This is a genomic window from Leptospira levettii, assembly GCF_002812085.1.
Lineage (GTDB): Bacteria > Spirochaetota > Leptospiria > Leptospirales > Leptospiraceae > Leptospira_A > Leptospira_A levettii.
Window position 1 is genome coordinate 140927 of record NZ_NPDM01000002.1, and the last position, 19014, is coordinate 159940.

The following is a 19014-nucleotide window of genomic DNA, read 5'->3' on the forward strand; positions in this document are numbered from 1 at the left end:
GATATCTAACTAATAATGGAAAGCGATTTAAAAGCAAGGAGAAATTTATGAAAAATCTTGGAGGTAAGTGTGGATGACTTCCTTCATAACGGCAAGGCCAATGGGAAGAGCATCTTCGTCAAAATCAAAAAAGGAACTATGATGAGGGTGGATAAATCCCTTTTTCTCATTTCTAGATCCGATAAAAAAATAACACCCTGGTTTTTGCATGAGAAAAGCAGAAAAGTCTTCTCCACCCATGGTGCGAGTATTTTCTTCCGTAAGGCAACTTTCACCCAGAACTGATTTTGCAGCTTTTCTGACAACATCAGCCATCACAGGGTCATTGATGGTTGGTTTATCAATGCGTTTGTAATCCAATTGAATTTTGGCACCAAAACCAGCACCTACTTGTTCCACTAATTGTTTCATTCGATTTGGGATCATGTCGTAGACTGATTTTGAATAAGTACGAACTGTCCCATGTAAAACCGCTGTTTCTGGAATCACATTAAAAGCATTTCCAGAATGGAATGATCCTACAGTTACAACACATGGTTCTAAAGGATCCACATTCCTTGAAACGAGAGTCTGTAAGGCAGTAACTAAATGGCTCCCGACAAGAATGGGATCAACAGTATGTTGGGGCATCGCTCCATGTCCAGAGGTTCCTTCAACAGTAATTTTAAATTCGTCAACGGAAGCCATCATGGTTCCATTTACGACTCCCACTTTTCCTAAATCAATATGGTTCCAAACGTGAAGGGCAAAGACTGAATCTACTTGGTAACGATCTAAAATGCCAGATTCAATCATCCTATCGGCACCAGAACCACCTTCCTCTGCTGGTTGGAAACAGAGTAGAACTCTACCCTTCGGTACAAAACTAGAAAAATCTTTTTGTAGATCAGAAGCTAACGCAAGTAAGATACTAGTATGCCCGTCATGTCCACAGGCATGCATTTTCCCTTCATTTTTGCTTTTATATGTGTGTACATTTTCCTCATGGATAGGAAGGGCATCCATGTCTGCCCGTACCAAAATGGTTTTTCCTGGTTTTCCAGAATCAAATAAGGCCACAAGACCAGTCTCAGCAATTCCTTCTTCGACTGTAAATCCTAAGGATTCTAAGTGCTTTTTTGCAAAACTTGCTGTTTCCTTTTCTTCATATTTGAGTTCTGGATTTTGATGGAAAGTACGTCGGTATAATACCATTTCATCTTTTCTATGTGTTGGAAACGATTTCATAATTTATCAGTTTCGACTTTAGCTCGTTTTTCTACTTCTTCCAAAATAGAATACAAATCTAAACCATACTTTTCAAATAAAGAATTTTTGGCTAATTCGTAACGAACTAAATTGATATTAAAATTAATTTTGGCTTGGGTGACAGCAAGTTCTGTATTGGCCAAACTATCAAGTGCATTTTTGACATTAACTGCTGTATAACGCCCTTGTCTAAAACGTTCCATAAGACCGTTATAAAATGTTTCAGTTTCTTTTTTAGTTTTCTGTAAGTCTTTGAGTAAAGCATGACTTGCAATTAAAGCTTCATGTCGAATCGCAATTTCTTGTTCAATTTCTTGTTCTAAATTCTGAATCTTTAGTTCATTGATTTTTAAGTTTGTTTCTGCATCACGTATGGCAGCTTTGATTCCCAAATCCCATAATGGATACGACATTTTTAATTCGGCTGCTATTTGCGGATACATAAAGGATGTAACACCACGTTGTCTTGCTATGAAGTTTTCTTGTGGAGACAAAAAGTTTTGTCCAATAGAACTATAAGATACTGTTGCCAAAAGAGAAGGATCATCTTCAGCCAATGCAGTGTTTAATGCCAGTTTTGCGATCTCTCTTTCTCTTTTTAGAATTAAATAATCAGTTCTATGTGCTAATGCATACTCGATATCAGATTTTATATTAATATTAGTAGGTAAAGTTTCGCTTAAATCGGTAACACCTTCTATCGATGAGGATGTATCAACATTTAGAATGCGGATAAGATTTCTTTCTGCTTCAATTCGATCCACTTTTGCTTTTTCAAGTAAAGACTGTGTTTTGAGGTAAGCTTGGTTCCATTGGTTTACTTCGAAACCTTCTGAAAGTCCAAGTCCAGTTTTTCGAAGTGTTAATCTTCGGATTTCCTCAGTATTTTTTGAAACTTTTTCGTAAGTTGCAATTCGGGAATCAACAATACTTAAGGACCAATAATCAACTAAGATTTTAACGACAAGTTGTGTTAAGATATTAATATAATTTTCCCTAACCAGTAGTGTTTGGTTTTTTAATAACTTTTCTTTTTCTTCTTCGTTTTTACCAAAACTATACTTCAGTAATTCCTGTGAAAGGGTCGCCGAAATCGCTCCTGTATACATAGGAGGTGCAGCAAGTAAACTTGCAAAACCCGATGTAGAGGAATCTGGGTTTTCAAAAGCGTTTACGTCAAAACGAATGGTGCTGATTTCCGTTTTAAAATAAGTTCCCGTTTTGAATTGTTTTTCAATCCCAGCAGATATTTTATCTTGAGAACGAATTGTTCCCGCGAAGATGTTATTTCTGTTACTTGGGAATAATTGTTTTGCAGATTGGATACTGGCGAGAGCCCTCCAAGAATACTTGGATTCATTTTTCCATTCAGGACTGTCTGCTTTTACAATTTCCAATTTTGCATTTTGTACGATTGTATTGTTTTCAATGACTTGTTCAATTGCTTGGGCAATGGACAATCGAAGTTTTTTGGGACCTGGCCCTTGGAGAGGTTCCGGTACAACATCACCATTTTCCCACTGTGCAAGCTGCATCCGTTTGATATCGTCATCAAAGTCAGAATCTGCCAAAATTGGGAAAGTTAATATACTCAAAGATATTAACCAGCTGGTCAACTTTTGAGATTTTGTGAGAAAACGTTTGGGGATAAAATTTTGTCTTTTCAATGGAAACTTTTTAAACCCCTTACAGAGACAAGATGAAAAAATCAATGTTGTCAATCAACCGAAAATGTAAAAAGCTTGGCTTGGAAAGCTTCTTTTCTGGGAGAACATTGTGGCAAATTTGTCTAAAAAACCGAATCGTTTGGTTCATGAAAAAAGTCCTTATCTGTTACAACATGCACACAACCCAGTGGATTGGTTTCCCTGGGGACCGGAAGCTTTCGAAAAAGCAGTCAAGGAAGATAAAGTCATCCTTTTATCCATTGGTTATTCCACTTGCCACTGGTGCCATGTGATGGAACGCGAATCCTTCGAAGACGAATCCACAGCAGAAGTTTTAAACCGAGATTTTGTATGCATCAAGTTAGACAGAGAAGAACGTCCCGACATTGATAAAATTTATATGGATGCATTACATGCGATGGGTACCCAAGGCGGATGGCCTCTCAATATGTTTCTGACTCCAGAAAAGGAACCCATCCTTGGGGGAACTTACTTCCCACCTGAAAACAAGTATGGGAAACGAAGTTTTAAAGAAGTCCTAAAACTTGTGAACCAGGCTTGGACCCACCAGAAAGGAGAACTTTTACAAGCAGCAAAGGACCTTACGATTTATTTAAAAGAGAATGAAACACGAACCAATGCCGGACAAGTTCCTGAAAAACAAATTCTCACACAAAATTTCAATCGATACATCCAAGTATACGATAAAGATTATTTTGGTTTCAAAACAAATTCCGTGAATAAATTCCCACCGAGTATGGCTCTTAGTTTTTTACTCGATTATTACATGGTCGAAAAGGACAACCGTGCGTTAGAGATGGCATTTAATACAATGTATGCCATGAAATCGGGTGGAATTTACGATCAAGTTGGCGGAGGAATCTGTCGTTATGCGACAGACCACGAATGGTTAGTTCCGCATTTTGAAAAAATGTTGTACGACAACTCTTTGTTTGTCGAAAGTTTGGCAAAATTATACCGAATCACAAACGAAACTTTCTTTTTAGAAACCATACAAGAGATCATCTCTTATATCGAAAGGGATATGCGCCTGAATGTAGGTGGAATTGCTAGTGCTGAGGATGCAGATTCTGAAGGGGAAGAAGGTAAATTTTATGTTTGGAAAGAAAGTGAAATCAAATCCTTGGTTTCCGATGAAGAAATCCTGAATTTCTGGAATGTAACTGAAGAAGGAAATTTTGAACACAATCAAAATATACTCAATGTTTATTTTAAAGGGAAAAACCCCTTCCTTGATGGAATCCAATTCAAAAATGATTTTAAGGAACGGATTCAGAAAACAAAAGAAATTTTGTTAGAGAGGAGGAACACAAGGATACGACCATTACGTGATGATAAAATTTTAACTTCTTGGAACTGTTTGTGGATACGCGCATTACTTGCCAGTTACGAAGTGACTGGTGAAACCAAATACTTAAACCAAGCAAAAGAAATATACCAATTTCTTCTCTCTTATTTGGTCAAAGAAGATGGATCCGTTTTACGAAGGTTTAGAGATGGGGAAACCAAATACTTTGGAACATTGCCTGATTATTCTGAGTTGATCTGGGTATGCCTTCGTTTGTTTCAGTTAGCTGGTGGTATACATTACTTTAATCAAGGAATTCAAATTTGGGAATACTTAGAGAAACATTTTTTATCGGATGTTGGACCTTATTTCGAATCCTATGAAGGGAATGAAGACTTAATTGTACGCACGATTGAAGGATACGATGGCGTGGAACCGTCAGGCAATTCTACAATCTTACATTGTTTCTACTATTTAAATTCTCTGGGTTTTTTAAATGGAAAATTGGAAACAAGAGCCAATTCTATCTTTGCTTATTTTTTACCAGAACTCACTCAAAACTCGCTCAGTTATCCTTCAATGGCTTCTGCCTTTTTAAAATTCCAAACTCCGTCAAAAGAAGTTCTAGTGGTTTATCGTAACCAATCCGAGGAAACTATAAAAAACCTTCGTTTGAAATTAAGCCAAATCAAAGATCCAGCTCTTGTTTGGTGTGTCTTAAGTGAGGAAGAGTGTCGTTCTTTGGAAAACAAGTTGGGTTTGTTACAAGGACGGGATGCCGGAAATGGAATCCGCTATTATGTTTGCCAAAATTTTCATTGTGAATTGCCAAAAGACAATTGGGAAGAAACCTTACAACTTATAACGTTATAGGAGAAGCATCTCCCCAAAGTCTATCAAGTGAATAATAATTTCTCATTTCGTCTGTCATGATGTGTACACAAATTTCACCATAATCAAGAAGGATCCAACCTGTCGCATCCTTTGGTAAATCAGTCAAATTTTGACGTTTGACTGCCAGTTTTAAAGGTTTCATATACTTATCGATATCTTTCGCACAAGATCTTCCTTGTGTTTCCGTTTTCACAGTGGCGATTACAAATAATGATAAATAGGAATTAACATCTTTAAGATCAAGAAATTGAATATTTTCGCACTTTTTATCAATTAACGTTTGTTTAATTTTTTTTAGATGTTCTAAAGTTTCTGAACTGATATTTGGCATTTTAGTCCTTGGAATTTTGAAAGTCTTCTCCGAGTATCACAGTTGCATCAAGGCCTAAGTCTTTTCGCAATGAAAAGAATACCTTTCTACCCTGAAATGTTTCAGAAATTAAATCAGTATATTGTGTGTTTCCAGAACGATTTAAAATCACAGTGGATTTAAAATTCGAATCCCAAGCATTGTCAACGGTGAGAACTTTCAGACCTTTATCATTGAGTAATACTTTTCCATATCTGGCAAGTCCATTTTTTGCGGTTCCATTGAGCACCTCAATTCTTGCTCTTTCCCCTTCACTGAAACTAGGAGACCTAAGTTCCCCAGAAAATTTATAAAATGCTACCTTAATTGTTTCTTCGTTAGCTTTTAAGATTTGGTCCTTGTATTTGGGACGTAACACTGGTTCACCTGGGACTTCAGAAACTCCAAATTGGATTTTTTCCTTCTTCAAAAAGTCGATCAAAGTTTCCCATTCTTTCGAAGATAGGTTTGTTGTCATTTGTCCATGCAAATAGGTGAGTTTTTGTTTACTCAATGAATCACGTTTTTCATGAATGGTTTCAAAAAGAGTTAACATCACAGTCTCTTGGATTTCTAATCTTCGAAAGTATGAAATCATAGAATCATCAGAAAGAGAGCTCATCCAATCAAAACAATCTTCGCCGTCTAAAACATAAGATTCTTTGTTTCGATTATAGTTTTTAGTGATGTGTAATGACTTTGGTTCAAAAAACAATTGTAATCCACCAAGTAAATTCACCCAATTTTGAAATTGTTCTTTGGTCCAAACAATTTTGAAAGGAATATTGGAATCCAAAGTATCCTCTAAAACAGATTCAACATAGGAAGGAGCTGAATTACCTTTCTCTTTCAATGATTTTTCACCATCATCAAAACTGGTTTTAGGATTTACAAAAAATAGTGCAGCCTTTCTTTCATTCGGATAAAATTCAGCATACAAAGAGAACAAGTATTCTTCTTTATCACCTAGAACTGAAAATAGAATAGGCATTCGTTTGCTTTGGGAAAATTTTTGGTCTAGAGAAAATCCTGTTTTTGACTTTAATATTAAAAATAAAATGGCAAAAATAAAAAATGCACCCGCTATTATGAGAAGTGTCTTTGCCGGTATGGTTTGTTTTTCTTTTGATTCACGTAACATGTATTAAATTTCCTTTAACGATAACAATGATTGGTTATATGTAAAAAAAGTATGGGGATGGATGATTTCTTTTTTTTCCATTAGAAATGTGATTGTCTGGAATGCTTTCATAAAAATGCCAAAATCTAAGTTTTCTTTGGTTTTTTGAAACCAATCCTCTAACTCCATTTTTCTATGACAATAATCCGATCCTAAAAAATCAGCGGCATATAGAATCTGATCAAGTAATGAAGGGTTCGGATTTCCTAAGGTATGATTTCGGATAGCGGATTGGATTTCCTCATCGTAAAAATTATAATTTTTTTTAAGAAAAAGGGGAGCCGAATATGCATGTAAAGCTTGGAAGGGAATCCCATCTGTTGTCAAATGATATTCAGTGAACAAACTTTGATGGACTTTCATTTTTTTTTGTTTGGTGGTATCATGGCATAAACCTGCTAAATACGCCTTCTCTGGATCTTCGTATCCATGAATCAAAGCTAATTCTTTTGCATAGAAAGCCACTCGTAAAATATGTTGCCATCTAGTGTCAGTGACATGATTTGGGATTTCATTTTGGAAGAATTGTATCCATTCCTTCACTTGAGTGGGAGTGAGATTCATTTTTTTTCTCCTCCGTTGGATTTCCCAGTTTGTAAATAGGTATTTAGTAATGATCTTGTTTGGGGTAAAATCGAATGATTTTGCCATTCACTGTTTGGTTGGTTCCTGATTTCAGTGCTACTCATTTTGACAATGGGGTTATTTAAAACCAATACTTGTTTTTCATTTAAGAAGTTTGGTATCAAAATTGGCTTTGGAGATTCTGTGTTTCTTCTAACAACGATTAGTTTGTGTATATTCTTGAGTATAAGATCGTAAGATTTCCATTCGTTAAAATTTTCTAAATTATCTTCACCGATGACAAGGGAAATAGAGCCATCCTTTTCTAAGGATTGTAAACTTGTTAAGGTATCAATTGTGAAACTTGTAGTCTCTTTTTTGATTTCTTCATCCCATAAGATTACATGATTGGATAAAAATTCATGGAATTCTGATTGGCATAAGGACCAAATTTCATCTCTAGAAAATTTTTTTTCATTCAATTTAAAAGGAGATAAAAAATTCGGACAGATATAGATTTTGGATTCAGGAAATTGTTTTTGTAGGGAAAAAATCACATGTCTATGACCAATGTGTGGAGGATTAAAACTTCCACCAAACAAAATCACATCCATTTTATCCTCGGACTTGTCCTTTTCCTGTAACATAAGTTGTGGTGGTTGTTAGGTGGATGAGTCCCATAGGTCCTCTGACATGTAATTTCCCTGTTGAAATTCCCACTTCCGCACCAAGTCCATATTCACCACCATCATGGAACCTTGTAGAACAATTCACAAAAATTGCCGCACTATCCAGTCCTTGTTGGAATGTTTGGATTTCGGTAATGTCTTCCGATAAAATGCATTCCGTATGACCAGAGCTATACTTTTGGATATTTTCCATAGCTTCTTCCACTGAACCAACAATCTTGATACTGAGTCTTGTGTCTAAAAACTCTGTGGAATAATCGTCTTCCGTTGCAAGAGGAATTGTTGGATCCAGTGACTGGATGGATGGATCACCGAGGATCTGAACCCCATTTTGTTTTAATTCATGTAACAAAACTTTGGTGTTTGGGTAATTTTTGTGGATGAATAAATTTTCCAATGCATTACAAACACCTGGTCTCTGGATTTTAGAATTAACTAAGATTGGTAATACAATTTTTTCATCCGCTTTGTCAGACAAATATAAGTTAGTCACACCTTTATCGTGTTTGATGACCGGGATTTTGCTATTTTCTGATACAAATCGAATGAGAGCCTCTCCACCCCTTGGTACAATGACATCAATTAAATCATCCAATTGGAAAAAAGGAAGCATGGCTTCTCGGTTTGTATTATCTACAAAACTTACCACTTCCTTACTCACTGATTCTAATTTTGAATCTTCAATGGCTTTATGGAAGAGGGAGGATAAAATGAGATTTGAGTGGTAAGCTTCACTTCCTCCCCGTAAAATACAAGCATTCCCAGACTTAAAAGACAACGAGGCGATGTCTACAATGACATTTGGTCTCGATTCAAAAATCGTCATCACAACACCGATGGGAACACGTTTTGTTAAAAGTTCGAGTCCATTAGGAAGGATGGTCCCTCTGACGACTTCCCCCACTGGATCTGGGAGGTTTCTAATTTCTGCAACACTTTTTGCCATCCCATGGATTCGTTTGGAATCGAGGAGCAAACGATCCATCATTGACGGACTTAATCCTTTATCTTTTCCATTTTTTAAATCGATTTGGTTTTTTGAAATGATCTCTGCTTCATTTTCTAATAACAGTTTTTCAAATCGAAGTAAAACCGCATTTTTTTGGTTAGTTGTCAGTCGTTTTAAACTTCGACTTGCTTCCTTTGTTTTTGTCGCTATGTTTTTTGCATAGTTGGTGTAGTCTTCAGCCATCATTTACTCCGTAGGGAAAGAAAAAAAGTGAGATTGGATTTCGGAAGCAGTAGGAATTCGGTGAGGGAATCCATCATTGGCAATCAAAGTTCCAAACGTTTCGTTCGTGAAAAATTGGCCAATTGCATGATTTTTTTCACCGTTCACAATTCCCGTTTTGATTCCAAATGGTAACAAGAGTTTTGCGGCATTAATTTTCGTAAACATCCCACCTGTTCCAGGGCCAGAAGGTCCTGTTGCCAGAGATTCTGTTTTTTTTGAAATTTCGGTAAACAAATCAATTTTACTATTTCCCTCTAAAAATCCATCCACACCAGTGAGAATGAGGAGTAGGTCAGCACCTACGATTGAAGCGACGATGGCTGATAAAATATCATTATCGCCTAAATTCAGTTCTTCGGTAGAGACAGAATCGTTTTCATTGACGATAGGTAAAATTCCCCAATCCAATAATTGCCGAAAAGTTTGTTTGAGATTTGTGAAACTGCTATCTTCATTTAAGTCTTTACGACCAAACAAAATTTGAGCAATGGGAATATTCACTCGGCTAAAAAAACTTTCATACAAATTAAGAAGTTTGTTTTGCCCCATTGCGGCAAATGCTTGTTTTTCTGCGAGAGACGTTTTACCATTCGGTAAAACTCCCGTTCCACTTTTGTCAACGAGTAGTTTTTTCCCTTGGGCAATTGCTCCAGAGGATACGAGGATAATTTCTTTCCCTTGGTCGCGTAGATTACGTATATCGCCCACTAAATCATATAAAAAATCATTGATTTTGGTTTCTTCGCCAGATACACGAGCACTGCCAATTTTAATGACGATTAGTTTTGCTTTGTCAAGTGAATCTAAAAAATCCTTACGTGTTTTCATAAACTAACTTTGCTTTTTCGGGAAAAAATACTTTATCAATTCTTTCGAGTAGGTATTCCAAATTATTTTCTTTGTCAGCAGAGATACAAACAATCTCACCGAGGTTCGAATATTTTTTTTTGATTTCTTCGGTAAAACTAGGGTCGTTGTCCCATATGTCCATTTTGTTGATGACAATGAGGTATTTTTTATGTAAAAGAGACACGTTATAATTTCCGAGTTCACTTCGTAACATTTCCAATTCTTCTTCTAATTGTAAATTCCCACCATCAAATAAAAACAAAATCCCTTGTACACGTTCAATGTGTTTGAGAAAACTAATCCCAAGGCCCACACCCTTGGAAGCACCTTCTATGATACCAGGTATATCTGCGACTGTGTAACGAAACAGATCTTCATGCCTATGCACAACACCTAAGTTAGGTGAAAGAGTTGTAAATGCATAACCCGCAATTTTGGGATGGGCATGGGTGATTTTGGCAAGTAGGGTGGACTTACCAGCATTCGGTAATCCTACAATCCCAATGTCTGCGAGGAGTTTTAATTCGAGCCGTAAGGAGAATGAATCTCCTTCTTCACCAGGTTGGCTATAACGAGGTGCTTGTTGGACTGAAGTTTTAAAAAAGGTATTGCCTTTGCCTCCGCGTCCTCCCTTGGCGATGGTGAATGTTTCACCATCATGGCTAAAGTCGTAAATGAGTTCCATGGTGACCGCATCAATGATTTGGGTTCCAATGGGAACTTTCAGGAGTAAATCTTCTCCATTTTTTCCATTTCGGTTTTGGCCAAGGCCAGGACCTCCATCTTCTGCGGCATATAGGCGGTCGGGTAGGTAATTTTCCAAGGTCATCATACGACCTTCGGCAACAAAGATCACATCGCCTCCTTTGCCTCCATCACCACCGTCTGGTCCTCCAAATTCGACAAACTTCTCTTTATGGAAATGAACAGAACCTGCCCCTCCGTGTCCGGCTCGAATTTGAATGGGTACTTCGTCGATAAATCCGCTCATAATTTCCTTTGGTCAAAAAAAAACCCGTTTAAGGATTTCCTAAAACGGGTTTTGCCTCTCAATTGTATGAGAGGATTAAGCTTTCGGGTAAACGGAGATTTGTTGTCTTTCTTTTGTTACGTGTTCAAAAGTCACAACCCCGTCAACGAGTGCATATAGAGTATGGTCACGACCAATCCCTACGTTTTTACCAGGTTTGTATTCAGTTCCTCTTTGGCGCACAATGATGTTTCCAGCAATTGCTTGTTGGCCACCGTATACTTTTACACCAAGTCTTTTCGATACCGAATCACGACCGTTCTTTGTGGAACCACCACCTTTTTTTGTAGCCATTGTTTACCCCTTTATTAGTTCGTCTTGGATGGAAATCGCATTTGAGTGGGAATGTTCTAAACTTCTCAAACCAAACAGAACCATGGCAAGTAGGCTTTGGTAGCCATCTCTCTGGTTTTGTTTGACAAGAAACCGAAGGTATCCGTCTCGTTTTTCTTCTGATTCCAAACTGCCTTGTGATGCCAAATACGAGTGAGCACTCTGAACGAGTGTTGAAACTCCTGCACACAAAAGATTTTCGCCTTTCGAACCGAGGTTCGTTGGAGAATGTCCTTCCAGTTGGATTCCTGCGATTTTCCCTCCTATATCTTTAAAAATTGTACTATAAATCAATTAACCGCTGATCGAAACCACTTGGAGTTTTTGGAGTTGTTGTCTATGACCCCAAGACTTCTTGTAGTTCTTTCTTTTTTTGTATTTGAAACCGTGGATTTTTTCACCTTTGCAGTCTTCTAATACCTTTAAAGTGACTTTTGCCCCAGACAATGCTGGTGACCCAATGTTCACTTTGTTATTATCGGAAAGGAGTAGGACTTTCGTTTCTACTGTGCTTCCAACCGTGTTTCCTGTTTTTTCTGCGACGAATACCTGGTCAGGAGACACTTTAAATTGTTTGGCTCCAAGTTCAATGATGGCGAACATATAACTATCCTAATCTCTTTCTCGAATGTAGTTCTTACCAGGATTTCTGACGGGCACCTCTTGTCAAACTGAAATCCCCATTTACAGCCTAAGCGGATTGGAATTTCTGGTAAAAACAATGGAAATTCGCAACATCGCCATCATCGCACACGTCGACCACGGTAAGACGACACTAACAGATTGTATCCTTCGCCATACGGGCGCCGTAACCGCAAAAGAAGACCGAGAAAGAATCATGGATTCCAACACTTTGGAACAGGAAAAAGGGATTACAATCCTTGCCAAGAACACTTCGGTAAAGTACAAAGGAACTCGCATTAATATTGTAGACACTCCAGGCCACGCTGACTTCGGAGGAGAAGTGGAACGAGTTCTGTCCATGACAGACTGTACACTTTTACTTGTGGATGCATTCGACGGACCTATGCCGCAAACCAGGTTTGTTCTAGGGAAATCACTCCAACTTGGCCATAAACCCATCGTGGTTGTGAACAAAGTGGACCGTGAAGGGGCAAGACCAGGATTTTCAGTAGACAAAGTATTTGATTTGTTTAGTGACCTTGGTGCCACCGAAGAACAGTTAGACTTTCCTATCATCTATGCATCTGCAAAACAAGGATGGGCAGTAAACCAACTTTCCGAAGTTCCAGGAACAAACATAGAACCACTACTTGATAAGGTTTTGGAACATGTTGCTGCTGTTAAAAACGAAAGTGACAAACCATTACAATTTCAAGTCACAGCGCTTGATTATAATGAATATGTAGGTCGTATCGCCATTGGAAAAATCTACCAAGGTACCATGAAAAAAGGTGCTGATGTAACCCTTGCCAAAACAAACGGAACAACTGCTAATTATAAAATCACAAAACTTTATGGTTATGAAGGACTCACTCGGTACGAAATCGACGAAGCGGGATCTGGGGACATCGTTGCTATGGCAGGAATTCCTGATGTTTTCATTGGAGATACTGTTTGTGATATGGGTAATCCACTCCCTCTCCCTGCGATCCAAGTAGAAGAACCGACTGTATCCATGTTCTTTATGGTCAACAACTCACCATTTGCTGGAAAAGAAGGTAAGTTTGTCACCACACGTAATTTAAGAGAACGCCTTGACCGCGAACTTGAAACCAACGTGGCACTTCGTTTAGAAGAAACAGAAGACAAAGATCGTTTTAAAATTCTAGGACGTGGGGAACTCCACTTATCCATCCTCATCGAGAACATGAGAAGAGAAGGATACGAACTCCAAGTATCTCGCCCTGAAGTGATCATCAAACACAACGAAGCTGGTGAAAAGATTGAACCTTACGAAACTCTTGTGATGGATCTTCCAGACCAGTATACAGGTGCTGTCATCCAAGAACTAAACCGCCGTAAAGGTGAGTTAACAGGTATGGATGCTCACACTTCCGGAATCACTCGCGTGGAATACATCATTCCGACTAGAGGGATCATTGGGTTTCGAGGGCATTTTATTTCGGAAACACGTGGTGAAGGGGTTATGTCTAGCCGCTTCTTACGATTTGATAAATACAAGGGTGAAATCCCAGGCCGTAAAAACGGAGCTCTGATTTCTATGGACTCAGGTGAGTCCACTGCGTATGCTTTATGGAAAGTACAAGAACGTGGGGAACTTTTCATTGAACCACAAGTAGCTGTGTATCCTGGTATGATCCTTGGGATGAATAGTAGGGACTCTGACTTGGAAGTAAACCCAGTGCGTGAGAAAAAACTCACAAACGTGCGTGCTTCTGGATCGGATGAAGCAATTCGTCTTGTTCCACCGAAAAAACTCACACTGGAACAATCCATTGAATTTTTAGATGATGATGAACTTCTGGAAGTGACTCCAGCAAGTTTACGACTTCGTAAAAAAGTATTGGATTCTAGTATGAGAAAAAGGTCGAATAACGGTCGTTAAGATCCAAATTCATCCAAAACCAAATTTTTAGGAAACAAAATTTGGTTTCAAAAACAAAAAAGGGACTAAGTGATTAGTCCCTTTTTTATATCAATCGAAGTGAAAGATTAAAAAAAAAGAATAGGGAACTAAAATCCCAATCCTTTTAACGCATTGCCTGCACCAGGAATCTTTTTTAATGCATCTCCCGCTTTTCCCTTAATCACTTCTTTGACTGCACCACCAATGAGGTCCGTTAGAGTTCCGATTCCAACTCCAAGTTCTACATTTGGATTTCGAATGTCTCCATATGTCCGAAAAGGGATAAACAAACGTTCATCCTTCACCAAATTCCCTACGATTTTATTCCGAAGTTCTTTTGGATCCCCTTGTCCTTTGGTCGCTTGTTTGATTTTTTCATCTACAGATGCTAAGGATTTTTTGGATTCAGCTTCATCGTATAACATCCCCATTCTCATTTCATGGTAGTTGGTGGTGGTAACGATATAAGATCCTTTTGTGATCTGAAGGTCATAATTTTTCGTTGGGAAAGTCGGTTCGTCAAGGAAAGTCACCTTTCCGTTGCTATACTCTACTTGGAAACTTACATCTTTTTTAAGTTCTGCTTTTTCTTTTAATTTGTCTAGTTTGAGACCAGCTTGGTTTAGGGTAGGAAGTTCACCAGCAATCGCATCAAAGGCAGCAAATCCTGATAAAAATGAATCTTCTTTCATTGTAACTTCGTAAATTACCTTTGGATTCACTAAACCAGTTTTTTCCACGAATGGAGTTACCTTTCCGCCAGTTTCTAATAAAAACTTTGCAGCTTCTTTTTTGTTTTTACCAATGATTGTGACATCAGTATCAAAATTGACCTTTAGACTGTTATGCGAAGCTAAATCACTGCCATCAATATCAATGTCTTTTAATTCCAAATCCAATTTTTGGACTAGGATTTGTTGGCCAGTTTTACGCATGTTCACTTGGATATTCCCTTCTTGGATTCCAACAAGACTCATTTGAATCGCAATCGGAATGTCTTTGATCGAAAAAGGACCAGAAGGTGGTTCGTTTGCTTTTTCTTTTGCCTCTTGTTCTTGTTCTGCTTTTTTCTCAGCTATTGCTTCTGGTGAGAGAGCAGGATTTTTTTCGCCATTCACAATTTTGGGAGTTTTGAAAAGTGAAGTTAAATTATTGCCACCATCTTCATACATGGTAAGAGCGATATCTGGTTGTTTTAAGACGAGTTTGTTGACCTTAACGGTTTTTGTTAAAAGAGCTAAGAAGGAAATTTTTACATCTACCTTGCCAAGTTGGATTGTACCTTTTGGTTTCGATTTTCTTTCTTCCAGAGGAACCCCTTTGTTTGCTACTTCATCCCTTGGGGCAAGGACGATACCTTCAATTTCGATTCCTGAAAGAACATTGAAGAGATTGATATTTACTTTTTCAACATGTGCTCTGACATTTAAGGAAGATTCTATTTGTTTGACTAGAAAGCTCGGAGTGATGATACTTCCTGCAAATACAAATGCGATGATAATGATTAAAAGAATTGAGGCAAAAAACCCAACAATTCCATAACCTATTTTTTTCATAGTAACTCCTGATTCCATCTAAAACGGTGGACTAGAGACTATATCGATTTAGGAAACTGTAAAGTAAAAAAGGAAAGAAATTAATTCAAAAACCTTACGGAACTTATGATATTGGTTAATTGTTGGAATAAATCATCTCCCACTTCTTCATCAGAATTGTAAGTTAAGAGGATCATTCTTTCTTTATTTGCTACCATATACACCATCCAAACACGATCTTCTCTTTGGAATTCGCAAGCTCGAATGCTTGAACCTTCGTTATTTTCAAAAACCGCAACTTTCTCTGGGTCGTAATCAATTTCATGAATTTTGAGATAATTTTCTAATTCCTTATCCACATCAAAATGTTCTAGTTTTGATTCAAAGGCATAGACTTGTAAGGCACCACCACCTTCGGGGTGGAAAAATGCGGGAATTTCTTCTACCACCATATGTTCCCAGGTAGCTGGAAATAAAAAAGAATACCACCCTTGTGGAGAGCGAAATTGTTTGTACATTGGTTTTGTCATAAGAATTCCCTTTTCTTTCCAGTAAATCAATGGAGGAATGGCAGTAAATGATTTTCAAATCAAAATGGCATTACTTAGTTTCGGTTTTATGTTTTGGTAGTTTTTCCTTTTTACCCTTACACGCCCAAATCTCTGGGTATGACGTTGCCTATCCCTCTGCTTATTTACTTGGACTTTCTTCACAAGGTGTAGTGAGTTCCAATCCAATGTCTAGTTTGTACGGAAATACTGCATTTTTATCATACCAATCCAAACACATGTTAGATGTATCTGCAAATGCAAGTTATGCGAATCCAAACTTTTCTCCTCTGTATTTATCAGGTGCAGGATATCTTTCCTTTTCTGAATCCATCGGATTTGGGATTCGTGGAAAACCGGTTTACTTACGTTCATTTCCTGCTGATGAAAGGTATTCCAATTATGCATTCCAAGCGTTTGTGAATTGGAAGTTCAATCCTTATGTTTCTTTTGCCATACAAATCGGTCCTGGAGTTTCAGGGAGAATTGGAGGTTATAGTTCTTATTCATGGAATGTTTCTCTATCCACAGCCATTCAATATGAAAATTTCAGAATTGGAATTTTATTAGAATCACCAGGCACTTATCGGTTTGATGAATACTTAGGCTCTGAACGATTGAGGGAAAAATTACCGGAGAGGTTCATGTTAGGAATTGGGTATAAATGGAATGATTGGGTGGAAATACAATTGGAAGGTTCTCGAAAATTTTATGAAAACACATCCGTTGATCTAAATCATAAATCACAATTTATACCTTATCCCGTTAGGACAATGTATTCGGGTAATGTCAGTTTGGCGATTGGTAAAATAGAATCATTCCAAGTATTAACAGGTGTTGGACGAGAGATTCGTATGGAACAAAGTTTACGAGGATTTACGACAGGATCGATTGGAGTTGCAGGTTCCTTTTTCCCAAGTTGGTTTGGGGAAGGGTTGTTTTATGCAGTTTCTCTCCAAAGGTCTGGTATCAGTGTCAAAGAAAGGGATGGAGGAGAATCCAGGATGGCCATCCAATTGCAGACACAGTTCTAATCAAGAACACCATTTGCTAATAATATAAGCATTTTGGTTGTTTTCCATAAAGACAAATTTTACGTTTTGTGCAAATTCCATCCAGTTTGTAGAGAAATATAGGATATTTTTACTTCTTTAGGCGAGATGCATCGTCGGTACGATACTTGCATCTCAATGGGAAAGGTATCCAATATGGTTGATTTCAAAGTTTCCAAACGAATGCTCGTCAACTTCCGCGGTCAGAACAAAGTTGTGGGAGGGTTAACAGATAAAGATAAAATTGCAATCCTCCTTTATATCTCCAAAGAATTTGCCAATTTAGATAGAGAAGACCAACTCTTTTCCAAGGTCATCCTGATATGCCAGGAAATATTTGAGTCGGACAACACCACACTCAGGTTATGGGATGGTGAGTTCTTAGTCCCAGTAAAATTTGTCAAAGAAACAGAACCACCTCGTAGGAATTTAAAAATGGGTGAGGGTTACTCGGGGACAGTCTTTGAAACCAAAGAACCAATCCTTGTGAACGATTTGTCCCGTTCTGCTCATTATTTTGATGAAGGGGAAAAAACAAAATCGGTGATGTGTGTCCCTATCATGCAAAAGGAAGAAATCCTTGGAACACTCGCAGTGGAGAGTGAAAGGGAAAATTTTTATATCATTGATGATTTGGAAATTCTCGAAGCATTAACATCACAATTGGCACTAGCTCTCTATGGAGTGCGACTCATTGAAGGACTTGTTACGGCAAGGGCAAGAGAAGCTGCCATCCTAAACCAATTAGAATGGGATTTGAAAATGGGACGAAATGTCCAAAGCCAAATCCTACCCCAAGACTTAAGTGCTTGGAATGGTATTTATTTTGCAAGCCATTACGAACCGATGGCAGAAGTCAGTGGTGATTTGGTCGACATTGTAAGGCAAGGCCATTCACTCACTGCCATTAACATTGATGTATCAGGTCATGGAATTCCTGCAGCACTCGTCACAATGGCCATCCACCACCAGTTCCGTCGTTCTGTGATGGCAGGACTAGGTCTCACTGAAATCATGGAGGAGTTAGGTGAAAAATTACGGGAACAACTCCCTGAATCTACTTACTTTACTGCCTTCATGGTACGTATTTTTAGTGATTATACTTTTGGTTATGTGAATGCAGGCCACCAACGGATGTTACATTACAAAGCATCCGATGATACTTTCATTCAATATGATACAAAAGGAGTTCCTCTTGGAATATTGCCAGTCCGAAAAATCGATTACGAGGAAAAACAAGGAAAACTCGAACCTGGTGATTTTTTACTTTTGATCTCAGATGGATTCAGTGAACAACGAAACCATTTAAAAGATGAAGTAGGTGTGGAGAGAATCCAAACTTGGTTACATGACGAAAGAGAAAAACTAGTTATAGAGGGAAGAGGGAAAGTCGATCTGAAAAAGTTAGCATCCTCTTTTATCAAACGGTTCCGTACTTACCAAGGAGAAGTTCCGAATGGTGACGACTTAAGTTTTCTCTTTCTGTATTGTGGTGATTCCATCCCTGAAGCATCTCATTACATCCAATTAGCAAAACAATCCAATTCTAAAATGAAAATGGAAGAAGCGTATGCACAAGCGCTTAAAGCCTTTAGTATTGATTCTTCCTTAAAAGAGATATTGGTATTTCTTGGGAAAATGTATTACAGAGATGGAAAGTATACGGAAGCAATTCGTTACTTAGAAGAGTATTTGCGAACTTCTGGTGATAATACAGCTGCTTCTCATTTTATGATGGGCAGAGCTTATTATAAAGCAGGTATGATTTCGGAAGCAAAACGGGCATTAAAGATGGCACTTTCCAGTGACCATAGTTTTGCGAAAGCAAGTATCTTACTTGCGCAGTGTTATTTAAAAGAAAATGCGAAACCAAAAGCGATTAAGGTATTACAACAAGGCGTAAAAAACACACCTCAAAATCTGGAATTAAAAACTTCTCTTTTGAGATTAGAATCACATACCCAAAAGGTCAGTTAAGGAAC

Annotated in this window: 18 protein-coding genes; 4 read left to right on the top strand and 14 right to left on the bottom strand. The window is 37.9% G+C overall.

Features of this window, described 5'->3' with window-relative positions:
• Positions 1–45 precede the first annotated feature (45 nt).
• Positions 46–1227: a M20 metallopeptidase family protein gene (locus CH354_RS08255; RefSeq protein ID WP_100726861.1), complete on the bottom strand. Its 1182-nt coding sequence runs from the start codon at positions 1225–1227 to the stop codon at positions 46–48.
• Positions 1224–2783 (bottom strand): TolC family protein, encoded by a 1560-nt coding sequence (locus tag CH354_RS08260; RefSeq protein ID WP_100726947.1) that lies wholly within the window; start codon positions 2781–2783, stop codon positions 1224–1226. The genes CH354_RS08255 and CH354_RS08260 overlap by 4 nt, the downstream gene beginning before the upstream one ends.
• Before the next feature lie 241 nt (positions 2784–3024).
• Here CH354_RS08260 and CH354_RS08265 point away from each other — a divergent pair, with 241 nt between their 5' ends.
• Positions 3025–5097 (top strand): thioredoxin domain-containing protein, encoded by a 2073-nt coding sequence (locus CH354_RS08265; RefSeq protein ID WP_100726860.1) that lies wholly within the window; start codon positions 3025–3027, stop codon positions 5095–5097.
• Here the strand turns inward: CH354_RS08265 and rsfS are convergent.
• The 10 genes from rsfS to rplU all read right to left on the bottom strand — a co-directional run bounded on the left by rsfS (position 5084) and on the right by rplU (position 11949).
• The gene (gene rsfS, locus CH354_RS08270; RefSeq protein ID WP_100726859.1) at positions 5084–5449 is read right to left on the bottom strand and encodes a ribosome silencing factor; all 366 of its coding nucleotides are present in this window, start codon (positions 5447–5449) and stop codon (positions 5084–5086) included. The genes CH354_RS08265 and rsfS overlap by 14 nt on opposite strands.
• A 1-nt stretch (position 5450) precedes the next feature.
• Positions 5451–6608, bottom strand: a complete 1158-nt coding sequence (locus CH354_RS08275) for a LytR C-terminal domain-containing protein (protein ID WP_100726858.1) — start codon at positions 6606–6608, stop codon at positions 5451–5453.
• Positions 6609–6611: 3 nt separating this feature from the next.
• Positions 6612–7211, bottom strand: coding sequence for a bis(5'-nucleosyl)-tetraphosphatase (symmetrical) YqeK (gene yqeK, locus CH354_RS08280; protein ID WP_100728588.1), 600 nt, complete (start codon positions 7209–7211; stop codon positions 6612–6614).
• The gene (locus CH354_RS08285) at positions 7208–7825 is read right to left on the bottom strand and encodes a nicotinate-nicotinamide nucleotide adenylyltransferase (protein WP_100726856.1); all 618 of its coding nucleotides are present in this window, start codon (positions 7823–7825) and stop codon (positions 7208–7210) included. The genes yqeK and CH354_RS08285 overlap by 4 nt, the downstream gene beginning before the upstream one ends.
• Before the next feature lies 1 nt (position 7826).
• Positions 7827–9092: a glutamate-5-semialdehyde dehydrogenase gene (locus CH354_RS08290; RefSeq protein ID WP_100726946.1), complete on the bottom strand. Its 1266-nt coding sequence runs from the start codon at positions 9090–9092 to the stop codon at positions 7827–7829.
• A 3-nt stretch (positions 9093–9095) separates the two neighbouring features.
• A complete protein-coding gene (proB, locus tag CH354_RS08295; protein ID WP_100726855.1) occupies positions 9096–9962 on the bottom strand; it encodes a glutamate 5-kinase in 867 nt (288 codons plus the stop codon).
• On the bottom strand, positions 9949–10974 hold the full coding sequence (obgE, locus tag CH354_RS08300; RefSeq protein ID WP_100726854.1) for a GTPase ObgE: 1026 nt from the start codon (positions 10972–10974) through the stop codon (positions 9949–9951). Before obgE ends, proB begins: the two co-directional genes overlap by 14 nt.
• A gap of 75 nt (positions 10975–11049) precedes the next feature.
• Positions 11050–11307: a 50S ribosomal protein L27 gene (gene rpmA / locus CH354_RS08305; RefSeq protein ID WP_015678054.1), complete on the bottom strand. Its 258-nt coding sequence runs from the start codon at positions 11305–11307 to the stop codon at positions 11050–11052.
• 3 nt (positions 11308–11310) lie between these two features.
• Positions 11311–11640, bottom strand: a complete 330-nt coding sequence (locus CH354_RS08310) for a ribosomal-processing cysteine protease Prp (protein WP_100726853.1) — start codon at positions 11638–11640, stop codon at positions 11311–11313.
• The gene (rplU, locus tag CH354_RS08315) at positions 11641–11949 is read right to left on the bottom strand and encodes a 50S ribosomal protein L21 (RefSeq protein WP_012388757.1); all 309 of its coding nucleotides are present in this window, start codon (positions 11947–11949) and stop codon (positions 11641–11643) included.
• Positions 11950–12067: 118 nt separating this feature from the next.
• Here rplU and typA point away from each other — a divergent pair, with 118 nt between their 5' ends.
• A complete protein-coding gene (gene typA, locus CH354_RS08320) occupies positions 12068–13876 on the top strand; it encodes a translational GTPase TypA (RefSeq protein ID WP_100726852.1) in 1809 nt (602 codons plus the stop codon).
• Between the two features lie 128 nt (positions 13877–14004).
• Here typA and CH354_RS08325 read toward each other — a convergent pair whose 3' ends face one another.
• Together CH354_RS08325 and CH354_RS08330 are read right to left on the bottom strand one after the other, a co-directional pair.
• Complete coding sequence (locus CH354_RS08325; RefSeq protein ID WP_100726851.1) at positions 14005–15453, bottom strand: AsmA family protein; 1449 nt, start codon at positions 15451–15453, stop codon at positions 14005–14007.
• Positions 15454–15533: 80 nt separating this feature from the next.
• Complete coding sequence (locus CH354_RS08330) at positions 15534–15962, bottom strand: hypothetical protein (RefSeq protein ID WP_100726850.1); 429 nt, start codon at positions 15960–15962, stop codon at positions 15534–15536.
• A 47-nt stretch (positions 15963–16009) separates the two neighbouring features.
• Here CH354_RS08330 and CH354_RS08335 point away from each other — a divergent pair, with 47 nt between their 5' ends.
• Positions 16010–17014, top strand: a complete 1005-nt coding sequence (locus CH354_RS08335) for a hypothetical protein (protein WP_100726849.1) — start codon at positions 16010–16012, stop codon at positions 17012–17014.
• Between the two features lie 174 nt (positions 17015–17188).
• Complete coding sequence (locus tag CH354_RS08340) at positions 17189–19009, top strand: GAF domain-containing SpoIIE family protein phosphatase (protein WP_100726848.1); 1821 nt, start codon at positions 17189–17191, stop codon at positions 19007–19009.
• Positions 19010–19014: the final 5 nt, after the last annotated feature.